The following is a 26139-nucleotide window of genomic DNA, read 5'->3' as shown; positions in this document are numbered from 1 at the left end:
CACGCTAGCAGTTAAAGGCTACTAGCGTGACACTTAATTTAAGCAAAAACGCGATTTCTACCGTTCTTTTTGGCTATGTATAAGGCTTTATCGGCTAACTTTAGGGTTTGAGCAAATGTCAGCTGTCCATGGTGCTCTGCAACACCGATAGAGATAGTGACATTCACTGTAGTACTTAGGTTATCTTCTTGGGTGTTACGGCTAGATTTATTGCTTGTTTTACGATGTTCATTTCTGAGTACAATATCATAATCGCGAATTATACATCTGAGCTCGTTAAGATAAGGAAGCACAAATTCAACATCTCTATTGGGGAATACGATCGTAAACTCCTCTCCACCGTAGCGGTATACTTTGCCACTTCCTTTCACCTTCGTTAGTTTGCTAGCAATCAGCTGCAGTACTTGATCTCCCACGTCATGACCATAGGTATCGTTAAAGCTTTTGAAATGATCAATATCTACCATTGCAACGCTGTAGTGGCTATTGAGCGAAAGTGCCATGGTATTGAGTGCACGTCGAGAAGATAGCCCTGTTAAATCATCTCGATAGGCTAGATGGTATGACTCACTTAAAATTGCGCATAGATAAGTAACTGCCAACATACATAGCAGTATAGAAAGAGGCAGTTCACTAGGGTAATAGTAGTAGAATAGCCATATAAACAGAGTCACTACCATCATAGAGTCGATGGCAGTTTTACGCCAGGTTGCATAAATACACACCACAATACTCGAAACCCCAACAGGGACGTATATCGCAGCAAGTAAGTTGAATGCTGGCGGTAGTTCAGGCGTTGTTGGCGCGCTTAACTGTGTAATAAGAAATAGCCATGCAAACCCAAGGACAACACAAAAGGCGATGCTTACAAAGGTCTTTATTGTATGGGTAGAGAGAATAGCCCTGTCTTTATTGATTGAAAAAAATGCGATGACTAGCGTACCAGATAAAAATATATGGTCTCTCAGGTCTTCTATTGAAGTGAGTTCAGGTAAAAGACCTTGTTCATATAGGTAATAAATTAATAGGAGTACGGATAGAAAGCTTAGCCTAGCGTAATTGAATTGAAGCGCTAAGACCGCAACAATAGGATACAGGTAGTAGGGCAGCTCATTAATAGTGGGCAACCAAAGCTGCCATTTATAGGCAAAGAGTTGAGTCGCTGCAATACAGATAAATGTCATCATTACAGGTACAAAAATATAGCGAAAACTACGTGTTAATGCAGACACTGATCTCTTCCCTGATGTTAGATGAACAATATTATAGTCGATAGTGGCGGGTACTACATAAGTTGTAGTTTTACTCTTTTCGATTTGCAAGCGGGTCAATTGATTCGTTGGAAGGGCAAATATTAAAGAGGCATTTTATAAGACAAAGATTGGACAGGGATTGAAATAAGGTCTTAACTCAGTTCATTGTTAATTACCCCGCAGTCGGGGATTAGGACTGGCTATGAAAATTGATCAATATTTCCAAGGGCAGCCCTGCTGGGTTGAGTTGGAATCTGTAGATGTTGCGGTCAGCAAGCAGTTTTATCATGCTTTATTTAATTGGGATATTGTCGATATGCCGATCCCACAAGGCACATACAGTATGTTTAACTTGGAAGGCGATGATTTAGGTGCGATGTATCAGCTGCCTGACGAGATGATCACTGCGGGTGATAAAAGTCATTGGCTAATCTACTTTGCCGTAGAAAACCTAGAAAATAGTTTAATTGATGTCACAGGGGCTGGTGGCACAATTGTACTTGGCCCACACGATGTTGGTGAGGCTGGGAGTATGGCAGTCATTAGAGATTTAGAGGGGGCTAAGTTTGCCTTATGGCAGGCTAAAAATCATATTGGAGCAAGGAGAGCCGCAGAGGCGGGGACGTTATGCTGGGTTGAACTCGCTTGCAGAAAAACAAAGGACGCTAAGTCATTTTATAGTCATATATTGGGTTGGGGTTCTCGTAAGGCTGATATGGAAAATATTGAGTACACAGAATGGCAGGTAGGTACTCAAGATATTGGCGGCATGATGAAAATGACAGCTGAGTGGGGTGATATGCCAGCTCACTGGATGAGTTATTTTACTGTTGATGATTGCGATGCTAAAGCGGCAAAATTGGCAGAGCTTGGGGGGGCTGTATGCGTTCCACCAACCGATATTGCCAATGTCGGTCGCTTTGCCGTTGTGAATGATCCAGCCGGTGCCGTTTTTTCGATCATAGAACTGAGAATGAATAGCTAGACGTTTATTCTATTAAAAAGAAGCACAGTGATTAACTGTGCTTCTATAGCTATAAGCAGAAAAGCTAATTTTCGTTGTTTCCTTTGTTTAGTTTCCTACCATAGATCAGTAAGTAGATTGCGGGTATCACAAACAACGACAATATTGGCGCGGTGACCATACCGCCGACCATCGGCGCTGCAATTTTCTGCATCACTTCATTACCCGTACCGCTGCCCCACATAATCGGTAACAAGCCAAAGAAAATCGTAGCAACTGTCATCGCTTTAGGGCGAATACGCATCACGGCGCCATGGATTAATGCTTCGCTTAAGTCGTTACGATTATTGTAATTGCCAGCTTGTTTACGATCTTTGATGCTGTTGTTCAGATAAACCTGCATCACCACGCCAAACTCTGCTGCCACACCCGCGAGTGCGATCATACCGACCGAGACGGCAACCGAAAAATTGAAGTCTAAGAAGTACAGCAACCAGGCGCTACCCACAAGCGAGAATGGCAAGCTAAGCATGATGACCGAAGCTTGAATGAATGAGCTGAAAGTCATCATTAATAGCATGAAAATAACGGCTAGCATCAGCGGAACTACGAGTTTCATTTTAGCCTCAACCCGTTGCATATACTCATATTGACCGGCAAAGCTATAGCTATAACGTGCTGGTAACTGGATCTCTTTATCGAGCGCCGCCCTTGCCGTTGCAATGTACTCGCCAATTGAGGTGTTTTCTAAGTCAACAAACACCCAACTGATCAATCGGCCATTCTCACTGGCAAGCATTGGCGCACCGTCGCTAACGGTGATGCTGGCCAGATTTCCTAAGGGTAAATATTTTCCAGTCTTTGTCAGTACGGGTAACTCTTGAAGTTTCTCAAGGCTGTCACGTAACTCGCGCGGATAACGGATGTTGATTGGATAGCGCTCTTGTCCTTGAATTGACTGACCTACCTGCATTCCACCAATCGCCATCTGTACCACGTCTTGAATATCTTTGAGTGTCATACCGTAACGAGCCGCATTTTTAAGATCAGGCTCAATATCGATGTAACGCCCACCACTGGTTCGTTGGGCAAATGCTGACGCAGTTCCTGGAAGCTTACTGACTACCGCCTCAATCTCAGTGCCAATTCGCTGTAGTTCATCAATATCGGCGCCAGAGATCTTGATGCCAACCGGGGTTCTTACACCCGTTGATAGCATGTCGATACGGGTCTTGATCGGCTGAACCCACGCATTAGTCATTCCAGGGACTTTTACGGTTTTCTGCAGTTCGCTAATGATCCCCTCTAAAGTCATCCCTTCACGCCAAGTCTCTCGTGGATTGAGCATGATGGTTGTCTCTAGCATGGTCAGTGGGGCAGGATCGGTTGCTGTCATTGCGCGGCCGACCTTACCAAATACACGCTTAACTTCAGGTACTGTTTTTATGAGCCTATCGGTTTGCTGCAAAATCTCCGCCGCCTTACCTGCACTTACACTTGGCAAGGTGGTTGGCATGTAAAGTAGATCGCCCTCTTCAAGTTCAGGCATAAACTCACTGCCCATCTTTGTCATCGGGTAGGTTGCGCTGCCCAAGGCAATGATCGCCAGTAAAATGGTGATTTTTGGGAAGCGTAACACTAAGCGTAACAGTGGCTCATAGATGGCAATTAACACTCGACTGATAGGATTTTTCCTTTCGTCAGGGATCTTGCCACGTACAAAGTACCCCATTAATACTGGGATCAAGGTGATCGCCAGTATCGCACTTGCTGCCATAGCAAATGTTTTGGTAAATGCCAGTGGATGGAATAGACGACCCTCTTGCGCTTCCAGTGCAAATACGGGGACAAAGCTTAAGGTGATGATCAGCAGACTGAAAAATAGTGCCGGCCCAACCTCAACAGATGCTTTACGAACTAACTCCCAGTGTGCATCACCAGTGGGGACGGCACCGTTATGTTTTTCCCGATAATGCTCTAGGTGTTTGTGGGTGTTTTCCACCATTACAATGGCGGCATCAACGACGGCGCCGATTGCAATCGCTATCCCCCCAAGACTCATAATATTGGCATTAACCCCAATAAGATTCATCACAATAAAGCTTATCAGAATAGAGATTGGCAGAGAGATGATTGCTACCAATGTAGAGCGGGCATGTAGTAGGAAAATCAGGCAGATAATGCCGACCACTAACATCTCTTCCAATACTTTATGTTTGAGGTTATCGACTGAATTAAGGATAAGCTCAGAGCGATCGTAAGTGATCACTAACTCAACCCCATCGGGCAAGCCATTCTCGATCTGCTTTAGCTTCTCTTTAACGTTATTGATGGTAGCAAGGGCATTCTCGCCATAGCGCATCACCACAATACCACCGACGACTTCACCCTCACCATCTAACTCGGCTATACCTCTACGCGCAGCTGGGCCGGTGCGTAGCTGTGCAACGTCCTTCATCAACACTGGTATACCTGATTCAGAGACGATGCCAAGTGGGATCTCCTCAAAATCGGCCAAGGTTTGGCGATAACCTGCAGAAGTGATCATATACTCAGCTTCTGCCATCTCGATGACAGAGCCACCGGTTGAGCTATTGGAGTTATCTAATGCATTTTTAACTGTCATCAAATCAATTTGATACAGAGCTAATTTATGCGGATCGACAATGATCTGGTAGGACTGTTCCATACCGCCGATTGTGGCAATTTCAGACACGCCCTCGACACTTTGCAGCTCAAGTTTTAAGAACCAGTCTTGCAATGAGCGTAGCTGGGCTAAATCATGCTGCCCCTTGCGATCAACGAGAGCGTACTGGAATACCCAGCCCACTCCCGACGCATCAGGCCCAAGTGTCGGAGTGACACTTGCTGGTAGCTGTCCTTGGGTTTGCGATAGGTACTCTAGCACTCTCGAGCGCGCCCAATAGATGTCGGTGCCATCTTCAAAAATGATGTATACATAGGAGTCTCCAAACATGGAGAAGCCGCGTACTGTTTTTGCACCGGGTACCGCCAGCATCGCTGTCGATAACGGGTAGGTGATTTGATCTTCAACCAGTTGTGGTGCTTGCCCTGGATAGGAGGTTTTTACAATCACCTGCACATCAGATAAGTCTGGTAGCGCATCTAGTGGTGTCATGCGCATGGCTTGATAGCCGATTAAGGCGATAACAGCAGTCAGTACTAACACCATTACACGTTGTTTAATCGAAGCGCTAATAATTTTCTCTAACATGATAGCCTCCGATTAGTGGTTTGCATGTGGATCGCTAGCAGCTTTTTCACTGCTGTTGCTACCACTTAGGCGCTGTAAGCTGCCTTGAATACTCGCCTCTGAATCAAGCAAGAACTGGCCTGATACAATCACTTTATCGCCAGCTTTTAAGCCTTCGGTGATCTCAGCTTTCCCCTGAGCTATCATGCCGACCTTGACTGAGACTGAGGCAAACTTATTGTCATCACGCTGCACCACCACTCTGTTTTCTCGGCCAGTAAGAATTAACGCTTCTGTTGGGATCGACAAGACGTCTTGCTTAGGACCACCAAAGAGTTTCACATCAACTAATGTCCCCGGCTTAAGCAGCTTTCCTGGGTTGTCTAGCTTTACGCGGACTCGCATCGCGCGCGAAACGGGATCGAGTTCAGGGTAGATATAGTCAATGGTTGAATCCAAATCGAACAGGCCTTGTGCCGCTGAGGTTACCTCAACAGGGCGGCCTTGTTCGAGCCAGCTTTGTTCGTTTTCAAACACATCAGCAATGACCCATACACTACTTAAGTCGACGATTTCAAAAAGGGTGTTCCCGGGCTCAACATACATACCATGGCGAACCGATAGCTGACTGACAAAACCATCTTGATCGGCATAATAGGGGACCCGATAAATAGTTTCGCCTGTGCGTTCTAATTGCTTGATGGTATCGGAGCTAACGCCTAGCAGTTCGAGGCGTAAACGGGCTTTTCGCAGTAGTCCGGCGCCACGGACTTTATCTTGCTTGAGATAATCCATCGCCTGCATGTAATCGTCCTGGGCGTTAACCAGCTCTGGTGAATACAGTTCATAAAGCAGTTGCCCTTTTTTCACTCGTTGACCTACTGTGTGCACCATTAAGGTTTCCAGCCAGCCGCTGACTCGGGTGTGAGCATGACCTATGGTATTTTCATTGTACTCAACCGTGCCTATGGTTTTGACCAGCTTCCACAATGTGCCCTTAGTGACTTGCTCACTGCGCATACCTAGTGCTTGTTGCATGCCACCTGACACACCAACGACGACTTCTTCACCAACGCCGCCTATGGTCACTTTTTCCAGATTCATGCCGCAGATAGGGCAAGTGCCTGGGACGTCTGAAACCACATGGGGATGCATAGGACAGACATATTTTATATTGCCTTCACCACTGCTTTTCTCAGCAGGTATTAATGTCGGTTTGGGCTGACTTAATACCTGATCAGCTTTGCTCTGTGGCTCTGATTGGTTTGTGAGCTCTGTTGCTGAGTGATTGTGTCCTGCATGTTCGTCTATTTGATTCTCTTCCTCCTCTTCCTTAACGAGGAACATATTACATTTAGGACAGCGACCAGGTTGGTGACTGGTCACTTCAGGATGCATGGGGCAGTAATAGTCTTTATTTGCTGCCGTAACGGTTTGCTCTTCGATAGAGGGGTCGCCTGCTTGCTCATCTTTAACGAGGAACATATTGCATTTAGGGCAGCGACCAGGTTGGTGACTGGTTACTTCAGGATGCATGGGGCAGTAATAGTCTTTATTTACTGCCGTAACGGCTTGCTCTTCGGCTGAGGGGGCTTCTGCTTGCTCATCTTTAACGAGGAACATATTGCATTTGGGACAACGGCCTGGTTCGTGGCTCGTTTCTTCAGGATGCATGGGACAGTAGTAGTGCGCATCAGTTTGCTCACTTTTTACTGCTGGCTGTGATTGTTTTTGTTCAAGTGTTTGGCTATAACCTGCCATTGGCGCCGCAGCAACCAATAATCCCAGAGCACAAACTGCATTGTTACGAAATTTTTTTACTTTAAATAAACTCATAATGCCTTATCTCCACCCTAGCTATTAGTGATGCATGTGATTCTTTTTATCTGCGTTATCGCTTTTCGCAATAGGCATTAGATCCATACCGCACTTAGGGCAGCTATCACCCTCTTTACCAGTAATCGCAGGATTCATTGGACACGCATGAGTATCGGCAGTCATCTTATGATGTTCGCCTTTACCCTTGTGTGGGCATGAGTCGCAGCTTTTAGCTTCGGCGTTTTTGGCTTGTAGCTCCATGCCACATTTCGGACAGCTATCACCCGCTTTGCCAGTAATAGCCGGATTCATTGGACATGCGTGAGTGTCAGCAGTCATCTTATGATGTTCGCCTTTACCCTTATTTGGGCATGAGTCACATTGATGTCCAGCAGCTTTTACTACTTGTAAATCCATGCCGCATTTAGGGCATGAGTCGCCTTTAGCGCCTGTTACTTCTGGGTGCATTGGGCAAGCGTAACTTTGGCTTTGCTCTGCGCCATGATCATGCGCATGAGCGGATACCGACGGTGCCCAGGTTAAAAATAAAAAGGTAGTTAATACCATGCTAATAAAGGTTTTCATAAATCAACTCCATCAAAGAGATGGCCGAATGCTGTAAGTGCTAGCGCACCGGACAATTAACGGCATAAATAATTGCTTAATAAGAATAAATAGCGTTTTTAAAATACAGAGACGGGGAGTCTCAGACTAGGCTATTGGTGGTCTTAAATCTTGTGGCAATGAGATAGAGTGGAAATGAGGCATAGGAGTGGCCGTTACAATATCGGTGGTGTTATTGCCAGGCCATGACAACACACTAAACAGAGTACCTGTTACTGAAATAACCAAGCAATGGTTGCAATCACTCAGGCAGGATCCTTTGCCGTTACAGCAATGCTTTGAGTTGCCGGGAAGCATTTGCATATTCTCGTCGGCATCACAGCAATGAGTATCGCTATCCATTTGCATTTGGTGGCATTCAGCCCCATCTTGCATGTTCATCATTGGCATCTCTTCTGCCATGGCATTCGGCACCATCAAAGAACCATTAGCTAACAATAGCTGACTCAGCAATGCGAGCAGCGTAATGGTTAGTAATGTATGACGGCGAAGTATGCTAAGCATGATAATCCCAAGTGGTGAACGTTTTTAGTCTAACACAGCAATGAAGTGACACATTGATAAAGTTCACAAAACGACTCTATCAATGTGATAATAATCCTATTTAACAGGATTTACTTTGACAATAAAAGCTTAGTCATCAACTGGCTGTGAGTCATTAAGGCCACTTGTTTTTCGCTACCGCCTTCATCGGTGAGCTTAATATAAGGTGAGTTAATAAACTGATAAGCATCCTCTTCAGAAAGGATCTTAGGAGTGATTGCTTTATAGTTAGCCGCAGTTTGTAAGTCAATATAGAGATATAAAGGCTCAGAACGTACCCAGCTTGAATCCTCCGCATTAGATTCAAACAAGTCTCTATACTGTAGTTCAATTAAGTTCTGCCCATTTTCCAATTGCAGATAACGGCTATCTACATTGTTTAAGCCATTCACTCCGATAACTTCAAGTGACTCTGGAAACGAAACTGAGGCTGCCATGCTGCTAAAGCTAGCTATTGAAAGTGCGATAACGCTGATAAATTTTTTCATATTAAACTCCAAATAAAACCAATAACCATGGGCTCATTGCCGATGGAATAAATACTAATGAGATATTGCTTACTTAAAACGAGTATTTGAGGTTAAACGTGGAGCGAGATAGGCGGCGGGTTAATCAGAGATTGCTCTGCAGTTTGAGGAGCCCAAAATACAGTTTGTAGGCTTTGCCCTACCGCAGGAGGGGTGAGATTAAGTTGGCTTTGTTCGATAATAGCTGGAGTATATAAACAGTGCGCTACACAACCTCCCGCCCCTAATATTTCACACAATGTATCGCAGTCGACCATAGCGGTATTCAAAGCGGCAAGACTATTATCACAGTTAGCTGAATCTTGTCTGTGGTGTTCTTTGGCGTCGAAACGCATCGCTGCCATTGGCTGCTTCGTTATCTGTTGCTTAACTTCTTGTTGAGCATGGGAGCTGGCGTGCAAAAATTTAGGCATTGCCATCGCTGGTGAAAGCAAAAATTGCCCTACCAGTGAGATGAGTAATGCTAAATATGCAAACCGTTTGTACATGTTCAACCTGTGCGAATTAATATGTTGTAATCAGATAGACCCACCTTTTGAGGAAATAGTTTCAAATGATTAATATTTTTTTAAATATTTAATTCAATTTGAGATCTAAAAAAAAATAAATGAATTTGCTTAATTACGGCCTTATCAACCTGATAGTGCTAAATCCTTGCGGTGGGCATGGCTTTAAGCTAACTTTAGTAAAAGCGCATATATATTGAACAAGTTTTGATTCTGATGAGAGAGTTAGAGCCATGTCTCATTTTACGCTTTTAGTTCCAGATCAATGAGTAATAATTGGTTTATAATAAGCCGCATAAATAGCGATGAAGTAAAACTTACATCGATATAAAAATTAAACTTTGGAGATGTGTGATGAACTGGCGAGCACTTTTTAAACCCAGCGCAAAAATTTCGATTCTGGCATTACTAGTCGTCGGTATCGTAGTCGGTGTAGTTGGTTATTTTGCTACACAACAAACTTTACATGCGACAAGTACAGATGAGTTCTGTATGAGCTGTCATAGCAATCACTCATTGAAAGATGAAGTACTTGCTTCTGCTCACGGCGGAGGTCGCGCTGGTGTAACTGTTCAGTGTCAAGACTGTCACTTACCGCACAACCCAGTTAAGTACTTAGTTAAGAAAATCATCGTATCTAAAGACCTATACGGTTACCTAACTATCGACGGTTTCAACACTCAAGAGTGGTTGGATGAAAACCGTAAAGAGCAAGCTGACCTAGCACTTAAGTACTTTAAAGCTAACGATTCAGCTAACTGTCAGCACTGTCACACTCGTATCTACGAGAACCAGCCTGATACAATGAAGAAGATGGCGAAGAGAATGCACGCTAACAACTTCAAGAAAGACGAAGACAAGCGTAAGACTTGTGTCGACTGTCATAAAGGTGTTGCTCACGTTTACCCAAAGGGTAAGTAACTAGCAACGTCCTCTAGCTGCGAGCGGGATGAGACGCTCGTAGCTAACTAAAAGCCCCGTGTTCATTGTGAACATGGGGCTTTTTTGTGGCTGATGTATAGCGGGATACTACTGAGACGGATAAGCTGGTTAAAGCCAAGGTTAAGAGGTGATTACAGCTGAGGCGAAAAACGCTTAGAGCTAATATTAATGAGTAATACCAATCAGTATAAAGATTTATACCAATTTGCATTAAGTATTTGAGCAGTTCAGAGCCCCTCAGTCTTTTCAATTCAAAACGCATTGGTAAAGAAATGGTTATTCCCTTTTAAGCCAATGCAAAGCAGAAGTGGAAAGACTGAGGGGCTCACGTAGTGCGGCTGAGGTTAAACAAATTGGCAAAACGCTGTATGCTTCGCTATGGGATTTGGATATACGACTAAATGGTCTATTTTGTTCCATACAAAATAAGACATTCCGGCCCTCCTTGGCGGTCAGATTTAGGAGGTACGAGACCAAGGATGGTCGAAGGTAGAATTATGCAGGAGCAATTATCGAGAGCGAAGCAGGATGCCAGAGCCGAGAATAACTATTAGCTCAAATCCCACTACTTGCCTGCAGCGTTTTGAATTCACGCTGAATGGTCAAACTTTTAATGCAATTGGTATTAATCGTTCAGCGAGAGTTTAGCCGCTTTGAGGTAAGGTCATTAAATACTCCTCGGTAACTGCTCCTGCGTTACTCTACTTCCTATATACCCATCCCACTGAATCCTGCATTTCAGGTCGGATGGGTATATCCATAAAGTCGTGCATTAATTATATTCACCACATTTGACCTCCAGAGATGGAGAGAATGCCTAAGCATGTCAGGAACATGCTTAGGCCATGTGGTTAGCAATGAATGAAGGACATAATTAAACTAGGTTCAAGTTCACTAGTGCAGCATCAAAGCCGCTAACACTCGCCTGTTAGGAGTATTTTTGGTTATTACTCACTTTGAATTAGCCTGCCTTGAATGAGTTCGATAAAAAATTCTCAGTAGATCAACTTCTTATACTGATTGGGAGAAGGCGGAAAAATAGAAACAGCCAAGTAAGGAAAGACAGGTTAGAGCTAAAACAGCAAACCAAAGAAGGCATAACTCGTTTTGTTTTCTTTGGTTTACTGTTGGCGAAGTGCTGATGTAAGCGGGTTCGCAGTTATTATCGAGGACTATCTGTTTTAGCTTTTTTGCTTATCTAAAACTTGTTGGCGGTATTGCAGCAGGCTAAATACACCAAACATAAACACCTGTAGGTAATCCACTTTCTTTAACGGTAGCAGTTGATTGAACAAAGTATGAAAAATAATAGTTTGAAAGCAGTGCATAAACACTGTGACAGCTAGCAGGATATTTAAAATGACTGCGATATTGCCTTCAAACGGTGCAACTAGGTTATAGAACATCATCAACCAAGCAAAAGCGGTCGCCAACTTACCGGCTATTAAAACCCATTTCATCAGAGGTCTTCCTCGGTATTATCTTGTTCAAGTGGACAGTACTGATATAGGCGGTAGATCACTTGTCCTGCTGATTTTTCTTTCAGCAGTGTCCAGCTTGCAGGTACCTCAAGCAGTGTTAGTTCAGCTTCTGTTTCAACATAAATCAGTGCATCAGGCAGTAACCACTGTTGTTGAGCTAGTAGCTGTATGCTTTTATCAGCGAGTGACTTTCTAAAAGGCGGATCCACAAACACGATGTCGAAGCCTTTTTCTGGAGAATTAGCTAACAGTTTCAGGCTGTCTCCCTTAATCACGTCAGCATCGTTACATTTTAATGTGGCTAGGTTTTCAACTAGTTGCTTAGCAGCTTGAGGTTGCAGTTCAAAGACTCTGGCATAAGCCGCATAACGTGATAAAGATTCCAAACTGAGCGCGCCACTGCCGCCAAAGCAATCTAATACTCGCGCACCACGCACGTCATTAGCTATCCAGTTAAACAGGGTTTCACGCACGCGGTCGGTCGTGGGGCGCAGACCTTCAAGATCGTGAATAGGCAATTTGCGCGATCGCCACTGGCCAGAGATGATCCTGACTTGGCCGCTTGAGGGTCTTTTTTTGACCATGGTGTCCTCGTGATTTTGCCTTGTGGCAGAAAGTGGTAGACTATAGCGTCTGATTTAAGGTCGTTATTTTATATCAAAGCACAGCTAAAAGGTAACAAGCCGTCGTTTGGCTGTAGTTCGGTTGCACTTTTGTTGTTTTAATCAGCGTAATCTTGACTTGTTTTTGATATAACGTCCTCCACCCTAACGTATTTATGTACAGTTATTTGAGCATCGGTAAAACACATGGCAAAGAAAGGTTTTTTTTCCTGGTTCCGCAAAGATAAATCTAAAGAGCAATCGCAAGAAGTCGAAGCGGAGTTGAATGTTTCTACTCCAGCAGAAACTGAGCAGGTTGATACGGCGCATGTTGACGCCGAACGTGTAGCCGCTGAGCAGGTAGAAGCTGAAAAAATTGCTAATGAACAAGCCGCTCAAGCCGAAGCTGAACGTCTTGCCGCTGAGCAAGCAGAAGCAGAAAGAGTGGCTAGTGAGCAAGCCGCTCAAGCCGAAGCTGAGCGCCTTGCCGCTGAGCAGGCAGAAGCAGAAAGAGTGGCTAGTGAGCAAGCCGCTCAAGCCGAAGCTGAGCGCCTTGCCGCTGAGCAGGCAGAAGCAGAAAGAGTGGCTAGTGAGCAAGCCGCTCAAGCCGAAGCTGAACGCCTTGCCGCTGAGCAGGCAGAGGCAGAAAGAGTGGCTAGTGAGCAAGCTGCTGAAGCTGAACGCCTTGCCGCCGAGCAGGCAGAAGCAGAAAGAGTGGCTAATGAACAAGCCACTCAAGCTGAAGCAGAACGCCTTGCCGCTGAGCAGGCAGAAGCAGAAAGAATTGCGAGCGAACAAGCTGAACAAACAGCAGCTGAAGAGCAACAACCAGAACCTCAAGCTAAACCAGTAAAAGAGGGGTTGTTTGCTCGACTTAAGCGTGGCTTAAAGCGCACTAGTGAAAGTATCGGTAGCGGTTTTGTTGGGATCTTTAGCGGTAAGAAGATTGATGACGATCTGTTCGAAGAGCTAGAGGAGCAATTGCTGATTGCTGATGTTGGCGTAGAAACCACGACCCGTTTGATTAAAAATTTAACTGAACAAGCCAGCCGTAAACAGCTTAAAGATGGTGAAGCGCTCTATGATCTGATGCGCGATGAGATGCAAAAGACGCTAGATCCTGTCTCAGTGCCACTTATCCCAGAAAATGCCGATGGCCCATTTGTTATTTTGATGGTGGGTGTTAATGGTGTAGGTAAAACCACCACTATCGGTAAACTCGCCAAGCAATATCAAGCACAAGGTAAGTCAGTGATGCTTGCTGCGGGGGATACCTTCCGAGCTGCTGCGGTTGAGCAGTTGCAAGTTTGGGGTCAACGAAATGATATCCCTGTGATAGCACAGCACACTGGCGCCGATAGTGCTTCTGTATTGTTTGATGCATTACAAGCTGCCAAAGCGCGTAAAGCCGATGTGTTGATAGCAGACACCGCAGGCCGATTGCAAAACAAAGCACATTTGATGGACGAGCTAAAGAAAGTCGTTCGAGTGATGAAAAAACAAGATGAGTCTGCGCCACACGAAGTGATGCTGACACTGGATGCGAGCACTGGCCAGAATGCCATTAGCCAAGCACAGCTTTTCCAAGAAGCGGTTGGCGTGACCGGTATTACCATTAGCAAATTAGACGGTACCGCAAAAGGTGGTGTTATTTTTGCTATTGCAGATAAATTTGGTATCCCTATTCGTCATATCGGCGTAGGTGAGCAGATTGACGATCTTCGTACATTTGATGCCAAAGACTTTATTGAAGCGCTATTTAGTCAATCAAAGGACGACACAGAGACAAAATAACGTTAGCTTATAAACCTTTAATAGCGATATCGACGACTAAGAAATAAAAAATGATTCGATTTGAGCAAGTCAGCAAAGTTTATCCCGGTGGCCAGAAGGCCCTTTCGGATGTGAGCTTTCATTTAAAACGCGGTGAAATGGCGTTTCTTACTGGTCACTCTGGTGCTGGTAAGAGTACCTTGCTCAAATTGATCACTGTAATAGAGCGTGCTAATGGCGGGAAAGTGTCTATTAATGGCCATGATATAGCCAAAATTCGCCGCTCTCAGGTACCTTATCTGCGTCGCGATATCGGCATGATTTTTCAAAATCATCACCTGCTAATGGAAAAGACGGTCTTTGATAATGTCGCTTTGCCGTTAATCATTGAAGGCTTTTCCCATGGCGAGATCCGCAAGCGTGTGGCTGGCGCACTGGATATGGTTGGCCTTTTTGGCAAAGAGCGTCATAAGCCTATTATGCTATCAGGTGGTGAGCAGCAACGTGTCGGTATTGCCCGTGCGATTGTGAATAAGCCGCCATTGCTATTAGCCGATGAGCCGACGGGTAACTTAGATCCTAAGTTGTCGATGGACATATTACGTTTATTTGAAACCTTTAATGATTCAGGCACTACGGTACTCATCGCCACCCATGATTTAGGGCTTATTGCGCGCATGAAATATCGCACTTTAACGCTTAAGCAGGGTCGTGTGCTTGGCGCTCAAGAGTTAGATCACACCGATAGCTTAAGTGCCTACTGAGAATGATGATGAATAAGCAACCTCAGTTAACCCGCAGCAAACTACCCATCTCTGGTCAAATAGTGATGTTCTTCATTCGTCATATTCAGCATGCTATGGCAAGTCTTGGTGAGTTGTGGCGTAACCCTATTTCATCTGTAATGACAATGGCGGTGCTAGGGGTCAGTCTTAGCCTACCAGCGGCGCTGCAAGTGCTAGTCAAAAACGCTGAAACGATCACGCAGTCATGGAACAGTGCTGCAGAGATCTCACTGTTTGTTGATGAAGGTCGCAGCGAGAAGAGCATTCAAAGCTTAATCACACGCCTCAAAGTCTATCCTGAAGTGGCTGAGGTGAACTACATTAACCGTGAGCAGGCGTTAGAGGAGTTCCAGCGACTGTCAGGTTTTGGTGAGGCGCTATCCTATTTAGATACTAATCCTCTTCCAGCTGTGGTGATGGTGACTCCGAGTCTGAAATACTCCAGCCCAGAAGGGGCAAGAGAGTTATTGAGAAAGCTTGAGCAAGAAGCTGAAGTTAGCTTTGGCCGGTTGGACATAGAATGGCTTGAGCGTTTACAGGCTGTGGTGCGACTACTCGAACGCACCGTTTTGGCGATAGCCGCACTGCTTGTGTTAGCAGTCGTGCTGGTCATTGGGAATACGATTCGGCTCGCGATTATGAATCGTCGTACCGAAATCGAGGTCATGAAGCTCGTTGGGGCGACAGAAGCCTTTATTCAGCGGCCATTCCTTTATACCGGAATTTGGTTTGGCATCATTGGTGGCGTATTGGCATGGATGATCATTAATCTACTGGTATGGTACCTAGACTCCGCCTTGGCAGAGTTACTCGGTTTGTATGGCAGTCAGCTACATATGGAATCATTGACGATCACTGAACTGGGCCAGTTAGTACTGTTAGCGTCCTTCCTTGGTTGGCTGGGTTCATACCTTTCTGTTAGGCAACATTTACGAGCCATCGAACCCTCTTAAAGGTTGTCATCCTTTAGTCAAAAACATGAACTATCCTTCATTTGCGTTGTCTTTATGTAAGTGTAAAATCCAATTCTGTACTGATAGGTATTACATATTAGATAACGCCGATGGTTGACATATTTTGTCAATTAGTCGATAGTTCACAGTCCATCTTGTTAAGAGGTGGATTTTTAGGTTTAGTTAGACTGTAGTATTGGTAATAAGTAGTAGGAGCGTGAATGACTGATCAAACGCAAACAATGGCACTAATGGTTCCTCAAAGTAGTGGAAGCCTCGAGTCTTATATTCACTCAGCGCACAGCATCTCTATGCTGGATGCGGAGAAAGAGCATGAGCTAGCGAAGCGTCTACAGGAAACTGGTGACCTAAGTGCTGCGAAAGAGCTGATTATGTCGCATCTGCGCTTTGTTGTGCATGTTGCCAAAGGCTACTCTGGTTACGGTCTACCGCAAGCCGATTTGATTCAAGAAGGTAATATTGGCTTGATGAAAGCCGTTAAGCGTTTTGACCCAGATGTGGGCGTACGCTTGGTATCATTTGCCGTGCATTGGATCAAAGCTGAAATTCATGAATATGTGCTTAAAAACTGGCGCATAGTTAAGGTTGCAACCACTAAAGCCCAGCGTAAGTTGTTCTTTAACCTTCGTAAAACTAAAAAGCGTCTCGGCTGGTTTAGTGATAACGAAGTGGGCATGGTAGCTGAAAGCCTAGGTGTTTCTAAAGCTGACGTGACCGAAATGGAATCACGTATGGCTGCACAAGATCCTGCTTTTGATTTAGCTAGCGATAACGATGATGAGCAAGATTATGCGCCTATGCATTACCTTGAAGATCATTCATCTGACTTAGCTTCTCAAGTTGAAAATGACAACTGGGAACAAAGTAATCAAACGCGTCTGCTGTCAGCTATCAAGACTCTTGATGAACGTAGTCAGCATATTCTCCAAGCTCGCTGGTTAAACGAAGATAAAACCACGCTACAAGAGCTAGCAGCAACCTATCAAGTATCGGCAGAGCGTATTCGCCAACTTGAAAAAAATGCGATGAATAAATTGAAAGGACGAATGGAAGGCTAAGGCTTTTTGTTGGTGCTTTAAAGAAAACCTGCTTAATAGCAGGTTTTTTTATGTCTGGAACATTTATGCCAAAAAACCATGGATGGATATTTTTTGGCTTTATGTCTGGAACATTTATGCCATAAGCCCATGGATGGGTAGCTTACGGCTTTATGTCTGGAGTATGTGCTCCAGACATAGGTTTTTAAAATCAAGCTGCGCTTGACCAACGTCGTGGGATTCCATCCCACACCTGGGCAAGGAGGACTGCTCGTCCTTATCCTCCTTGCATCCACCATGACGCCCCGACGAAATTGTCTCCCTCGTACTTATGGATAAATCACTAACGCTTCCGATGGGGCATCCTGCCCCGCGAAAGCTAACCCGACATCCTTGTCGGGCTTACGTGATTTATTCCAACGTACTTCGGCAACTTCGATGGGGGAATAGGTGTTTTCTGTTCGTTAGGTATGGAATCAACTGTTGAGTTGCTATTTTTAAACTCAAATGTCTAATGGATGCGCTTTTAGAAACCAGTGTCGATGCAGCTGAGGCGGTCGAAATCAGGGCCAATTCTGTTCCATACAGAATATGGCATTTCCTCCAACCCTAGAGGTCAGATTTTTTGTCGAGCCTCAGCAGTATCTGCACACGCGTCGACCGCAGAACATTGGAACCACCTAGCTAGAAAACTCATTATTTATCCACAAATTGAGACAATGCTTTTTCAAGCATCAGAATAAATTATAAGATATTTACAACAACACCTTAGCAGTGCTAGCGTAATCTAAAATTACTTTGTCGAGCAGCTATTTAATAAGCTTTCAGGTCTACATGAGGTGTTGTGCAATATCATATACCAAAAGAACTGCCGTACAACTTTCTCAAATCGATCGACATTTTCTCCGTTGAGCAAGTAAAAATAGATGCAGTTGATGGCAGCAAAAAACTAGAGTGCTTTAACAACGTTAAAATGTTCCTAAAATCTACTTCTTGGGAAATTCAATTGGGTTGGGTTTTCGCTCAACTGGGAAATATCGCATTGAAACTTAATGCTCATGCAGTTGTAAAGCTTCCCAATGGTTCATTTAGGTGTGTTACACCATCAGAGCATGGTGCTTCTGAGATTAACTTTGCACCTGATGACTCAGTTGCTTCACTAATAGTAAACGATAGGCTTCCCGCTAAAATATATCCACTTGTAAGCAACAAGGTCGTTGACCAATTTGTAAAATTAGAAAACTTTGAAAATAAAATGAGATTGGAAAACAATAAGTATGCAGTTGCTTACATATTGGATCAAAAGTATCAAATTTCAAATCAATTAATAGAAGTTTTCAATAACCATCAAAAATAATTAAATGCTCCTAGCAAGTGTTAGCAATCAGGTGTTTTAGCCTTGTTGCTTTTTGCAAAAGGCGCAAAAACATTGCCAATCCTAAACAGTCATTGTTGCAGAGGTTACCGCTTAACTGCTGCTATCACCTGTTTGCGCACAACTTTAATCCCCACAGAGTTGATATCAGGCCATGGGTAGTATTGTCTTGGTCTTTTAAAGCGGGCTATTTTGTTGGCGAGAAATTCGCTCAACTCGGCTTCTGATGGTTGGCCTGTTGAATGACTCGCGATTTTAATAATTGCTGCCGGTAGGTTGCCAAATTGAGCATCGTTAATGGGATAGACGATGGCATCATCTATCTGCGGGTGTAGCTTTAGCGCTGCCTCTATCTCTTCTGGTTGGATATTTTCGCCACCACTGATAAACATGTTGTCTGCTCGGCCATCAATGCGTAGGTTGGTGTTTTCATCCCAATGGCCCAGATCTTTGGTGTAGAACCAGCCCTCACTATCAGTCGGTCGTTGAAAGTTATCTTGCGTTAAATAGCCAAGAAACAAACACTCACCCTTAACCCAGATTTCGCCATTAACTATCTTGAGCTGTCGTTGGGGTAACACTGTGCCACTGGAGCTGTCAGCACCAGCCTTACCTGTGGTGATTTGCGAGCTCATCTCTGTCATGCCATAGCTGGTATAGGCACCAATGTTCAGCGTTTCAAGTTGCAGCAGAAGATCGGCAGAGATCACGCCACCGCCCAATAGCATGGCTTTGACTTGGCTTAAATCGCAGTTGTCGCTATCAAGCAGTTTTTGTAGTTGTGCGCTAACCAGTGATAGGTGGCTTATTTTGTCGCGGCTTAGCTGCGTGGCAAGGCTGACTGTTTTGTCTTCAAATACTACGCAGGCTCCGCTAAGTGCACAGCGATTGATAATGGCTAATCCACCAATATGAAACAGTGGCAATAACAGCAGCCAGCTATCTTCCGCTGTGATATCAATAAGCGACTTTGAGCCATTAGCGCTGGCGATATGATTCTTTAAACTATGCACTGCAGCTTTAGGTAAGCCTGTACTGCCGGAAGTAAGAATGGCGTTTACGCCTTGGCTTGGGTCGATATTTGGTGCTGATGCTGAGCTGTGCTGAGTATAGTCGATGCTTAATTGCTGAGTAGTATCATTACTAAGCGCCTCATGCAGCGCTTGGTTGTGGCTATTATTTGAAATGTCGCCTAACCAGCAGTAAGTATATTGATGAGTTTGAATCAGCTCTATTAGTTGTTTTGGTGCGAATCGCGGTGAGATAGGGCAAAACAACATACCGTGATCAACGCAGGCCCAATATAGCGTCAGCAATTCAGGTTGGTTATAGGCGATACAGGCAATTCTATCGCCTCGCTGTACGCCAGCTTGTATCAACTGCTCGCCGACAGCCAGCACTTGCTGACTGAGCATCTGGTAGCTGACTTTTAGCTCTCCGATACGATACGCAAAGGTGTTAGGCGCTATGGTTGCCCGCTGATGGATCGGCGATAGCATTGTAATGTTTGCATCATGCTGTGGCATCTTGGGCTATCCAAGCTCGAGTATTGGCTGTAGGTCACTCAGTTGCAGGCATTTAGCTTTACCTGAGCTTTGTATTAGATCTTGGCTGAAGGCACCTAAGGTATCTATACCTGGGATCTCATCGGGTGTGACCATGTTGGCTAAGCGGCTCAAGGCATGAATACCCAAGCTAGCCTCTAAGCTTGAACTGAGAATTGTCCGTACTCCGTGTTTATTAGCAAGATTCTGCAATGCTTGTAGCTTATCTAAGCTCCCTAGCAGCATAGGTTTGATGATGATGGCGCAAAGCCCTGCCTGCATTTCAAATTGGTAATCTGGGTCGTTAAGCGACTCATCCAGCGCCCAAGGGGCCTCTATGGCTTTATAAAAGCTTGGATTGTCGCTCGGTTGCTTACACGGCTCTTCAATGTACTCGATGGCATGCAAAGGAATACAGGCGATAAATTCGATCGCTTGCTGTAACTCAAAGCCACGATTGGCATCGAGTCTCAGTTTTAGGTCTGGACGAATCGCTAATATTTGATGAATAAGCTGGATTTCATCCTCTAGAGATGTCTGTGCCACTTTAACTTTTACTGAATGGACATTACTGCCAAGTGCTTGTACTCGTTCGGCAACTGCTGTCAGTGGTTCATCTTGATTGCGATAGATAAGCGGTATGGTGCGGCTCTCGAGGCTATGGCCGTTAAGTGAGCCCATCAGTTTGGCGTGCATCAAGCTTAAACCAAAGGCGATAGCACTCTGCTCAGTATTATCTGCTAAATCTAACAGCGAATCGACAGGCTGTTGCAGCAGTGCGGGTAAGTTGTCATTTAGTTCTGTAACGGTTTGGGCTAAGGAGTGCTGACTAAAGCCTGTGAGTTGGTTGCCGTCGACATCGATACCTGTAAGAGGAGAAATCTCGACATACTCAGTGCGTTCATCATTATCTGCAATAGCTGTTGCTGCCAGAACTAAGCCGCTACGGTTATCTATCCGTTGTTTACCCACAGGCAGTAATCGATCGAGTTCAACACTGAATTGATAAAGGCTAAGTTTACTCAGAAGCATTTAGAGGCCTATTTAGGTAATGTTGGGTTAACGGCAAGGGGGTTGAGTAGCCGCAAGATTAACTGGCTAAAGGTATCAGGTGCTGCGCTATGAATATTATGGCCACTGGCATTAACTGGATAAAGCTTGAGTGGGTATTGTTGCTGCCAGCGAGTGGCCAGTGACAGAAATTTTTTGTCATCAACACCTGCAATAAAAAAACAGGGCGCACTGATAACCGCAGGCGTATCCCACAAGTCAGCTTGCTGTGCCAGTGAAGTGGCTTGATAACAATTGCTCAGTTTTGCGCCATTATTACCACTGCGGCGTTTAATCATCGTTTGTTGTTCAGTGATGCTGAGGTCGGTAAAAACGGCTTGTTGGTACCACAGAGTTAAAAATGCTGTGATATCAAGATGGGCGAGCTTGTCTGCCCATTGCGCATCATTGATTTTCCGTTGTGCTTTATCTTGCTCGGATTGTAGACCTGGATGGCAAGATTCTAAGATAAGGCTTAGTACACAGCTAGGATAGCGGCGAGCCAGATGCAGTGCAATACGGCCGCCAAGCGAATAACCAACGAGGTGATACTGTTTTATACCTAGCTTAGAGACTGTTTGCTGAATGAGTTCGCAGCAAGTTTCAAACCCAGGCGTAGGCAACAATTGGTTGAAGCTGTCGCCATGGCCAGGAAGATCGATGCTAATGCAGTAATATTGTTCAGCGAGCACAGCGGTGATAGCTGACCAATCTTGTTTATCTCCTAAGAAACCATGCAGCAGCACAATGGCTGGTTTGTTAGGCTGACCTTGGCTGCGATAACTCAGCATTAGCTCTGTTTTACCCAAGTGGCAATAGCTGCTATTTGATCACTCGCTTGGTTCTGCGCCACGCTGACTTCAATGACCGATGGGCCTGCATATGTCATGGCGTACTCATAAGATTCAATAAAGTCATCGAGGTTGTCGACTTGGTTATAGGCTAAACCGAACATTGCTGCACCGAAACCAAATTCAAGGCCATGGGATAAACGGTAGTAATCGGTTCTTAGCTGCTCGTTAGGTACTGGCAATAGATTAAATATATTGCCGCCATCGTTATTGAGGATAACAATCACAAAGGAGCTAGATACCGTTCGGGCAATCGCCAGTGAATTGAGATCATGTAGCTGAGAGATATCGCCAATAATCAATGTTGTTGGTTTTTTATCTGCAATCGCAACCCCGGCTGCCGTCGCTAACAGACCATCAATCCCCGATGCCCCGCGATTGGTAAAGATATTGGCATAGTCAGCAGTGATAGGCGCATACATATCAAATAATCGTACCGGCAAGCTATTACCAATGAATAATTGCTGCGCTGAGGTTTGTCGTTGTGCGATGGCTCTAATGGCCTGTGCTTCACCAAAGTCAGCATGGTCTATCTGTTGTTGGAATAGTGTCTCTAGTGCTGCATTATGCTGTGTGAGAGCTAGTGCCCACTGCGCCTCGGAGGAGCGCGGCCATGGCAACTGGCTAAAGGTATCAGCTTTGGCTATCCACTGCTGTTTGGCTTTATGGCTAGGGTCGAGCCTTTGTTGCTGGGGCAAGACTTGCCAGTAATCCTTCCACTGTTTTTCGTTTAAATAGCTGATGAGTCGCTTTGATAAAATACGACCACCAAATACCAGTACCTTTTCCGCTTGTGCCAATATCGCTTGAGATTTCGGATGCAATAGCAGTTGATCGATATTGCCAATGGCGGCATTACTTTGTCTAAGTTGCGACTGTGCGTCTGTAACAATTGGCCAGCCGAGCTTAATAGACAGTGCGATAAGCTGTTGTGGATCGTGCTCTGGAGGCAGCGTTGCTGCGACAATCACCCCTTTGCCATGGACAAATCGCGCTAGCGCATCAGCAGTTGGGAGTTGTGATGCCGTATTTGCAGCGTACTGAATATAGGGGGCACTATCTTGCAGCCAGTGGGCAACAGGTTTTAAATATTGGCTAAAATCGGCTTGTGGCTCAGCGGGGTAGAGCGGTTCACGGTACATACAGTTTATATGTACTGGTTGGGTATGATTGCTCACTGCATCATCGATACTGCTTAATAGTGCTGCCGGGCTGATATTGAGAGCTGGCGTCGGTAGATTGAGTGGTTTGGCATACTGGGCAAATATTGCTGGCTGGCTTATGGCTTGATTGGCGCCGCAGTCAATCAGTTCTGGTGGGCGGTCGCCTGAGAGCACGATAAGCGGCACTTGGGTTAACCAAGCTTCAATAATTGCAGGATATAGGTTGGCAACCGCGGTACCTGAAGTGGTAATTATCGCCACTGGTGCCGCGCTGGCTTTAGCCAGGCCAAGAGCCATAAAACCTAGGCCACGCTCATCGAAATGCAGGTGCTGCTGAAGACTTGCCTGCTTGGCGGCGGCAAGGGTTAGAGGAGTTGAGCGAGAACCCGGTGCCATACACACGTGTTTAACGCCTAGACGAGCAAGCTCCTCTAAGATCAACGTTCCCCATAACAAGTTCAGTTCAGCTGTATGTTCAGTTTGCATAGATAATTACCATCCCAATGATAAAGCTAGTTTAACTTGCTTTAGCGTAAAGGAATATGATCAGCTTTGGTTTTATTAAAACCTAAAAGGTTCCGTTGTGGAAATCTCTAATGGCAACGATAACTGCAAAAGCTGCTAACCCTGATTATCAATCCACTCACTCATCACCACATGAGTTTTAATTTTAGTGATATCGGGGTGTGCATCGATAAATTCTCGAATTTGATGCAATCGCTTCATTGACGGTGCATTCACATAAACTAAAAGATCCATATCGCCAGTGATACCTCTACAGGTAATGATCTCTGGAATGGTACGGAACACTTTAACGATATCTGCACAGTTAGGACATTGATGACGGATTTCAAAATAGGCCGTTACCCCTTCTGTTTGCGAAGCACTTAGCAGTACTTGATAGCCACGAATGGTACCGTTCTTTTCCATCTTCTTTATTCGTTCTGTGACTGCAGAGCGTGATAAGTTAACCTCCGTTGCAATATCAGAGATACTGCGGCGTGCATCGGTTCTTAAGGCCGCTACAATAGCGTTATCAAACTTATCCATAGTGTATTCCCACATAATGGCGGTAAGTAAATGGAATACCGACAAAATGCTGGTATCTTCGGTGATCTTGATTGCGAACAAACGCAGATTGCAGTTAAGTCTAGAACTATAATGGTGCCATTGAAGTCAGTGAGTATATGAGATGAATCAAATATCAGCAACAATAGGACGTTGGCAAGGTGCCGGCTTAATGGCCACCACTTTGTTGGGGACGGGAGTCTTTATTTTACCGCAAATGACCATAGCAACGGCGGGACAGGGCGCATTAATCGCTTGGCTAGTGCTCACTCTGGCCATTATTCCTGTGACCTTAGTGTTTGGCCGTTTAGCCAGTGTAATGCCCCATGCCGCAGGCCCAGCGTATTTCGTTGAAAAGGCTTTTGGCCGCACCGCGGGCCGAACCATAGGGTTAATGTTTCTGCTGGTTGTGCCTATTGGCGCGCCAGCAGCAATTCTAATGACTTTCCAATTTGTGAATGCTCTGGTGCCGATAGAGGGTTGGGCGCAGGTGGCGACTGAATTGTTACTGCTTGGTGTATTGCTGCTGTTAAATTTAAGAGGCATTCAAGTCTCTGCCAAACTGCAGTTTGCTTTAACCTTAGCGATTGTTTCGGTAGTTGTGGCACTTTTTGGTGGTGTCGGAATGAGCCTGTCTGAGCTTGAATCCTTTACCCATCAAGATAGCCCTAACGTGAGTTTAGTGATGGCAGCTGTAGGTATCGCTTTTTGGAGCTTTCTTGGTATTGAAGCAATGACGCATCTGGCGGGCGATTTTCGTAACCCTAAGCGAGATATGATCCCGGCGATGTTTATTGGCACTGTGCTGGTGGGTATTGTCTATTTAGCGTGTACTTTGCTGCTGCTTGTCGTCCCCAGTGAAAAGCCTGTAGCAATGGTTGGAGTGTTCGATAGCTTGCTGGGTGGTTATGGAGCTCAGGTCATCGGCATTCTAGGGATTGTTAGTGGTTTGGCGACCGTTAATGTTTATACCGCCAGTGTCTCTAGGCTTATCTGGAGTTTTAGTCGTGACGGTGTGTTGCCTAAATACTTTAACAAGCTAAATCAGCACAATTCTCCTGCTCGTGCATCAATCGCAGTACTGGTTTCAATGGCATTGGTGATAATTTTGACCTATGCAACAGGTCAGCAACTAGAAGATCTGATTGCTTGGAGTAATGGCGTGTTTGTCATTATCTACTTAGCGGCTATGTTCGCTGCGGGGAAGTTGCTGAGCAAGCGTTATCTGCCTTTGGTCGCTCTGAGTTGCATGTTATGTGGTGTTATTGGTTTCGCATTAGGTTGGAATATGGCTTACGCCATACTCTTAATGTTGGTGTTATTTCCAATATTATGGCTACAGAAAGCGCACCTCAGCCGTAAACAATGGGTCACTGAGTAACCTAAGGCGTCTGTTGTGTTTCAATGGCGAGATTACGCATCTGAATAAGCTCGCTATGTCTTAAGTAAAGCAGCTCTGAAGTGCGACGGATCATCTGGTCTTCATATTGGCAAAGATGACCGTCAGCATAGGCAAGGCGCCACATAGCTAAGATTAGTTGCTGCTTTTGTTCAATATCAAAATTGTCATTAATCGCTTGGGTAAATTCGAACAAAGAGGTCGAATTACTCTGCGATACGGTCGCGTCTTGTATCAATGCGCCGACATCATTTACTGATAAGCCTAAGGTGGTGGTAAGCAACTCGGGCAGTATCTTGGCTTCTTCATCTGACATGGTTTCATCGGCCATAACAACTTCTAGCAATAAACTTGCAGCCGCTAGGTTAAGATGATGAGCTTGCTCCTGGGCAGATAATGTCTGATTAGGGGATTCAAAAAACTGTTTTAGCTTGGCAAGCATGTAAACTCCTCAATAGGTAATAGCCATTACACTCCAGCGTTATCAGTAGCAGCTGTTTGCGTAAGTCCGGACATTGTTGTCTCATCTATACACTTTTAATGGCAGCTTTAAGTCGAACTGAATGAGCTATTTACTAAATGTCATTACGGTGAATATATACCCATCCCACTTGAAAATACTCGTTTCAGAGGTGTTGTGCTAGTT

At 44.9% G+C, this 26139-nt stretch carries 23 protein-coding genes; 8 read left to right on the top strand and 15 right to left on the bottom strand.

Features of this window, described 5'->3' with window-relative positions; translation table 11 throughout:
- Positions 1-38 precede the first annotated feature (38 nt).
- Entirely contained in the window at positions 39-1232 is a 1194-nt protein-coding gene (locus SWP_RS21370; RefSeq protein WP_020914770.1) for a GGDEF domain-containing protein, read from the bottom strand.
- 223 nt (positions 1233-1455) lie between these two features.
- Between SWP_RS21370 and SWP_RS21365 the strand changes: the two genes are divergently transcribed.
- Complete coding sequence (locus SWP_RS21365) at positions 1456-2238, top strand: VOC family protein (RefSeq protein ID WP_020914769.1); 783 nt, start codon at positions 1456-1458, stop codon at positions 2236-2238.
- Between the two features lie 64 nt (positions 2239-2302).
- Here SWP_RS21365 and SWP_RS21360 read toward each other — a convergent pair whose 3' ends face one another.
- From SWP_RS21360 to SWP_RS21335, 6 genes are all read right to left on the bottom strand, one after another.
- On the bottom strand, positions 2303-5452 hold the full coding sequence (locus SWP_RS21360; protein WP_020914768.1) for an efflux RND transporter permease subunit: 3150 nt from the start codon (positions 5450-5452) through the stop codon (positions 2303-2305).
- 12 nt (positions 5453-5464) lie between these two features.
- Positions 5465-7267, bottom strand: coding sequence for an efflux RND transporter periplasmic adaptor subunit (locus SWP_RS21355; protein ID WP_020914767.1), 1803 nt, complete (start codon positions 7265-7267; stop codon positions 5465-5467).
- Positions 7268-7291: 24 nt separating this feature from the next.
- Positions 7292-7834 carry a heavy metal-binding domain-containing protein gene (locus SWP_RS21350; RefSeq protein ID WP_020914766.1) on the bottom strand — a complete coding sequence of 181 codons (543 nt, stop codon included), beginning with the start codon at positions 7832-7834 and terminating at the stop codon, positions 7292-7294.
- A gap of 126 nt (positions 7835-7960) precedes the next feature.
- Positions 7961-8377: a hypothetical protein gene (locus tag SWP_RS21345; RefSeq protein ID WP_020914765.1), complete on the bottom strand. Its 417-nt coding sequence runs from the start codon at positions 8375-8377 to the stop codon at positions 7961-7963.
- Positions 8378-8487: 110 nt separating this feature from the next.
- Positions 8488-8904, bottom strand: coding sequence for a DUF2057 family protein (locus SWP_RS21340; protein WP_020914764.1), 417 nt, complete (start codon positions 8902-8904; stop codon positions 8488-8490).
- 92 nt (positions 8905-8996) lie between these two features.
- Positions 8997-9431 carry a hypothetical protein gene (locus tag SWP_RS21335; protein WP_020914763.1) on the bottom strand — a complete coding sequence of 145 codons (435 nt, stop codon included), beginning with the start codon at positions 9429-9431 and terminating at the stop codon, positions 8997-8999.
- A gap of 372 nt (positions 9432-9803) precedes the next feature.
- On the opposite strand from SWP_RS21335, the gene SWP_RS21330 reads away from it, so the two are divergent.
- On the top strand, positions 9804-10370 hold the full coding sequence (locus tag SWP_RS21330; protein ID WP_020914762.1) for a NapC/NirT family cytochrome c: 567 nt from the start codon (positions 9804-9806) through the stop codon (positions 10368-10370).
- 1202 nt (positions 10371-11572) lie between these two features.
- Here SWP_RS21330 and SWP_RS21325 read toward each other — a convergent pair.
- The gene (locus SWP_RS21325; RefSeq protein WP_020914761.1) at positions 11573-11851 is read right to left on the bottom strand and encodes a DUF1145 domain-containing protein; all 279 of its coding nucleotides are present in this window, start codon (positions 11849-11851) and stop codon (positions 11573-11575) included.
- Positions 11851-12456 (bottom strand): 16S rRNA (guanine(966)-N(2))-methyltransferase RsmD, encoded by a 606-nt coding sequence (rsmD, locus tag SWP_RS21320; protein WP_020914760.1) that lies wholly within the window; start codon positions 12454-12456, stop codon positions 11851-11853. The genes SWP_RS21325 and rsmD overlap by 1 nt, the downstream gene beginning before the upstream one ends.
- A gap of 225 nt (positions 12457-12681) precedes the next feature.
- Between rsmD and ftsY the strand changes: the two genes are divergently transcribed.
- From ftsY to SWP_RS21295, 5 genes are all read left to right on the top strand, one after another.
- Positions 12682-14268, top strand: a complete 1587-nt coding sequence (ftsY, locus tag SWP_RS21315; protein ID WP_020914759.1) for a signal recognition particle-docking protein FtsY — start codon at positions 12682-12684, stop codon at positions 14266-14268.
- A gap of 50 nt (positions 14269-14318) precedes the next feature.
- A complete protein-coding gene (gene ftsE, locus SWP_RS21310) occupies positions 14319-15011 on the top strand; it encodes a cell division ATP-binding protein FtsE (protein ID WP_020914758.1) in 693 nt (230 codons plus the stop codon).
- A gap of 8 nt (positions 15012-15019) precedes the next feature.
- Complete coding sequence (ftsX, locus tag SWP_RS21305; RefSeq protein WP_020914757.1) at positions 15020-15985, top strand: permease-like cell division protein FtsX; 966 nt, start codon at positions 15020-15022, stop codon at positions 15983-15985.
- 221 nt (positions 15986-16206) lie between these two features.
- Positions 16207-17064 carry an RNA polymerase sigma factor RpoH gene (gene rpoH / locus SWP_RS21300; RefSeq protein ID WP_020914756.1) on the top strand — a complete coding sequence of 286 codons (858 nt, stop codon included), beginning with the start codon at positions 16207-16209 and terminating at the stop codon, positions 17062-17064.
- An 823-nt stretch (positions 17065-17887) separates the two neighbouring features.
- A complete protein-coding gene (locus SWP_RS21295) occupies positions 17888-18400 on the top strand; it encodes a hypothetical protein (protein ID WP_020914755.1) in 513 nt (170 codons plus the stop codon).
- Between the two features lie 104 nt (positions 18401-18504).
- Here the strand turns inward: SWP_RS21295 and menE are convergent, their stop codons facing one another.
- The 5 genes from menE to SWP_RS21270 form a co-directional block, all read right to left on the bottom strand.
- Complete coding sequence (menE, locus tag SWP_RS21290; RefSeq protein WP_020914754.1) at positions 18505-19944, bottom strand: o-succinylbenzoate--CoA ligase; 1440 nt, start codon at positions 19942-19944, stop codon at positions 18505-18507.
- A 6-nt stretch (positions 19945-19950) separates the two neighbouring features.
- A complete protein-coding gene (gene menC / locus SWP_RS21285) occupies positions 19951-20994 on the bottom strand; it encodes an o-succinylbenzoate synthase (RefSeq protein ID WP_020914753.1) in 1044 nt (347 codons plus the stop codon).
- An 8-nt stretch (positions 20995-21002) separates the two neighbouring features.
- A complete protein-coding gene (gene menH / locus SWP_RS21280) occupies positions 21003-21803 on the bottom strand; it encodes a 2-succinyl-6-hydroxy-2,4-cyclohexadiene-1-carboxylate synthase (protein WP_020914752.1) in 801 nt (266 codons plus the stop codon).
- Positions 21803-23512: a 2-succinyl-5-enolpyruvyl-6-hydroxy-3-cyclohexene-1-carboxylic-acid synthase gene (menD, locus tag SWP_RS21275; protein WP_020914751.1), complete on the bottom strand. Its 1710-nt coding sequence runs from the start codon at positions 23510-23512 to the stop codon at positions 21803-21805. Before menD ends, menH begins: the two co-directional genes overlap by 1 nt.
- A 135-nt stretch (positions 23513-23647) precedes the next feature.
- A complete protein-coding gene (locus SWP_RS21270) occupies positions 23648-24076 on the bottom strand; it encodes an Lrp/AsnC family transcriptional regulator (RefSeq protein WP_044556161.1) in 429 nt (142 codons plus the stop codon).
- 142 nt (positions 24077-24218) lie between these two features.
- On the opposite strand from SWP_RS21270, the gene yjeH reads away from it, so the two are divergent.
- Positions 24219-25475 (top strand): L-methionine/branched-chain amino acid transporter, encoded by a 1257-nt coding sequence (yjeH, locus tag SWP_RS21265; protein ID WP_044556160.1) that lies wholly within the window; start codon positions 24219-24221, stop codon positions 25473-25475.
- A gap of 1 nt (position 25476) precedes the next feature.
- Here the strand turns inward: yjeH and SWP_RS21260 are convergent, their stop codons facing one another.
- On the bottom strand, positions 25477-25935 hold the full coding sequence (locus SWP_RS21260; protein ID WP_020914748.1) for a tellurite resistance TerB family protein: 459 nt from the start codon (positions 25933-25935) through the stop codon (positions 25477-25479).
- Positions 25936-26139: the final 204 nt, after the last annotated feature.

The organism is Shewanella piezotolerans WP3, assembly GCF_000014885.1.
In the GTDB taxonomy this organism is placed as follows: domain Bacteria; phylum Pseudomonadota; class Gammaproteobacteria; order Enterobacterales; family Shewanellaceae; genus Shewanella; species Shewanella piezotolerans.
Note: the sequence above shows the minus strand (reverse complement) of the source record. Positions and strands in the feature narration are given on the sequence as shown.

Bases quoted from the DNA above. Each gene is read 5' to 3' on its own strand.
- SWP_RS21325 (WP_020914761.1), bottom strand. From the start codon at position 11,851: ATGAAATGGGTTTTAATAGCCGGTAAGTTGGCGACCGCTTTTGCTTGG.
- menC (WP_020914753.1), bottom strand. From the start codon at position 20,994: ATGCTTCTGAGTAAACTTAGCCTTTATCAATTCAGTGTTGAACTCGAT.
- SWP_RS21330 (WP_020914762.1), top strand. From the start codon at position 9,804: ATGAACTGGCGAGCACTTTTTAAACCCAGCGCAAAAATTTCGATTCTG.
- SWP_RS21355 (WP_020914767.1), bottom strand. From the start codon at position 7,267: ATGAGTTTATTTAAAGTAAAAAAATTTCGTAACAATGCAGTTTGTGCT.
- SWP_RS21260 (WP_020914748.1), bottom strand. From the start codon at position 25,935: ATGCTTGCCAAGCTAAAACAGTTTTTTGAATCCCCTAATCAGACATTA.
- SWP_RS21345 (WP_020914765.1), bottom strand. From the start codon at position 8,377: ATGCTTAGCATACTTCGCCGTCATACATTACTAACCATTACGCTGCTC.
- ftsY (WP_020914759.1), top strand. From the start codon at position 12,682: ATGGCAAAGAAAGGTTTTTTTTCCTGGTTCCGCAAAGATAAATCTAAA.
- SWP_RS21365 (WP_020914769.1), top strand. From the start codon at position 1,456: ATGAAAATTGATCAATATTTCCAAGGGCAGCCCTGCTGGGTTGAGTTG.
- menH (WP_020914752.1), bottom strand. From the start codon at position 21,803: ATGCTGAGTTATCGCAGCCAAGGTCAGCCTAACAAACCAGCCATTGTG.
- SWP_RS21270 (WP_044556161.1), bottom strand. From the start codon at position 24,076: ATGGATAAGTTTGATAACGCTATTGTAGCGGCCTTAAGAACCGATGCA.
- ftsX (WP_020914757.1), top strand. From the start codon at position 15,020: ATGAATAAGCAACCTCAGTTAACCCGCAGCAAACTACCCATCTCTGGT.
- SWP_RS21340 (WP_020914764.1), bottom strand. From the start codon at position 8,904: ATGAAAAAATTTATCAGCGTTATCGCACTTTCAATAGCTAGCTTTAGC.
- ftsE (WP_020914758.1), top strand. From the start codon at position 14,319: ATGATTCGATTTGAGCAAGTCAGCAAAGTTTATCCCGGTGGCCAGAAG.
- yjeH (WP_044556160.1), top strand. From the start codon at position 24,219: ATGAATCAAATATCAGCAACAATAGGACGTTGGCAAGGTGCCGGCTTA.
- SWP_RS21360 (WP_020914768.1), bottom strand. From the start codon at position 5,452: ATGTTAGAGAAAATTATTAGCGCTTCGATTAAACAACGTGTAATGGTG.
- menE (WP_020914754.1), bottom strand. From the start codon at position 19,944: ATGCCACAGCATGATGCAAACATTACAATGCTATCGCCGATCCATCAG.
- SWP_RS21335 (WP_020914763.1), bottom strand. From the start codon at position 9,431: ATGTACAAACGGTTTGCATATTTAGCATTACTCATCTCACTGGTAGGG.
- rpoH (WP_020914756.1), top strand. From the start codon at position 16,207: ATGACTGATCAAACGCAAACAATGGCACTAATGGTTCCTCAAAGTAGT.
- SWP_RS21350 (WP_020914766.1), bottom strand. From the start codon at position 7,834: ATGAAAACCTTTATTAGCATGGTATTAACTACCTTTTTATTTTTAACC.
- menD (WP_020914751.1), bottom strand. From the start codon at position 23,512: ATGCAAACTGAACATACAGCTGAACTGAACTTGTTATGGGGAACGTTG.
- rsmD (WP_020914760.1), bottom strand. From the start codon at position 12,456: ATGGTCAAAAAAAGACCCTCAAGCGGCCAAGTCAGGATCATCTCTGGC.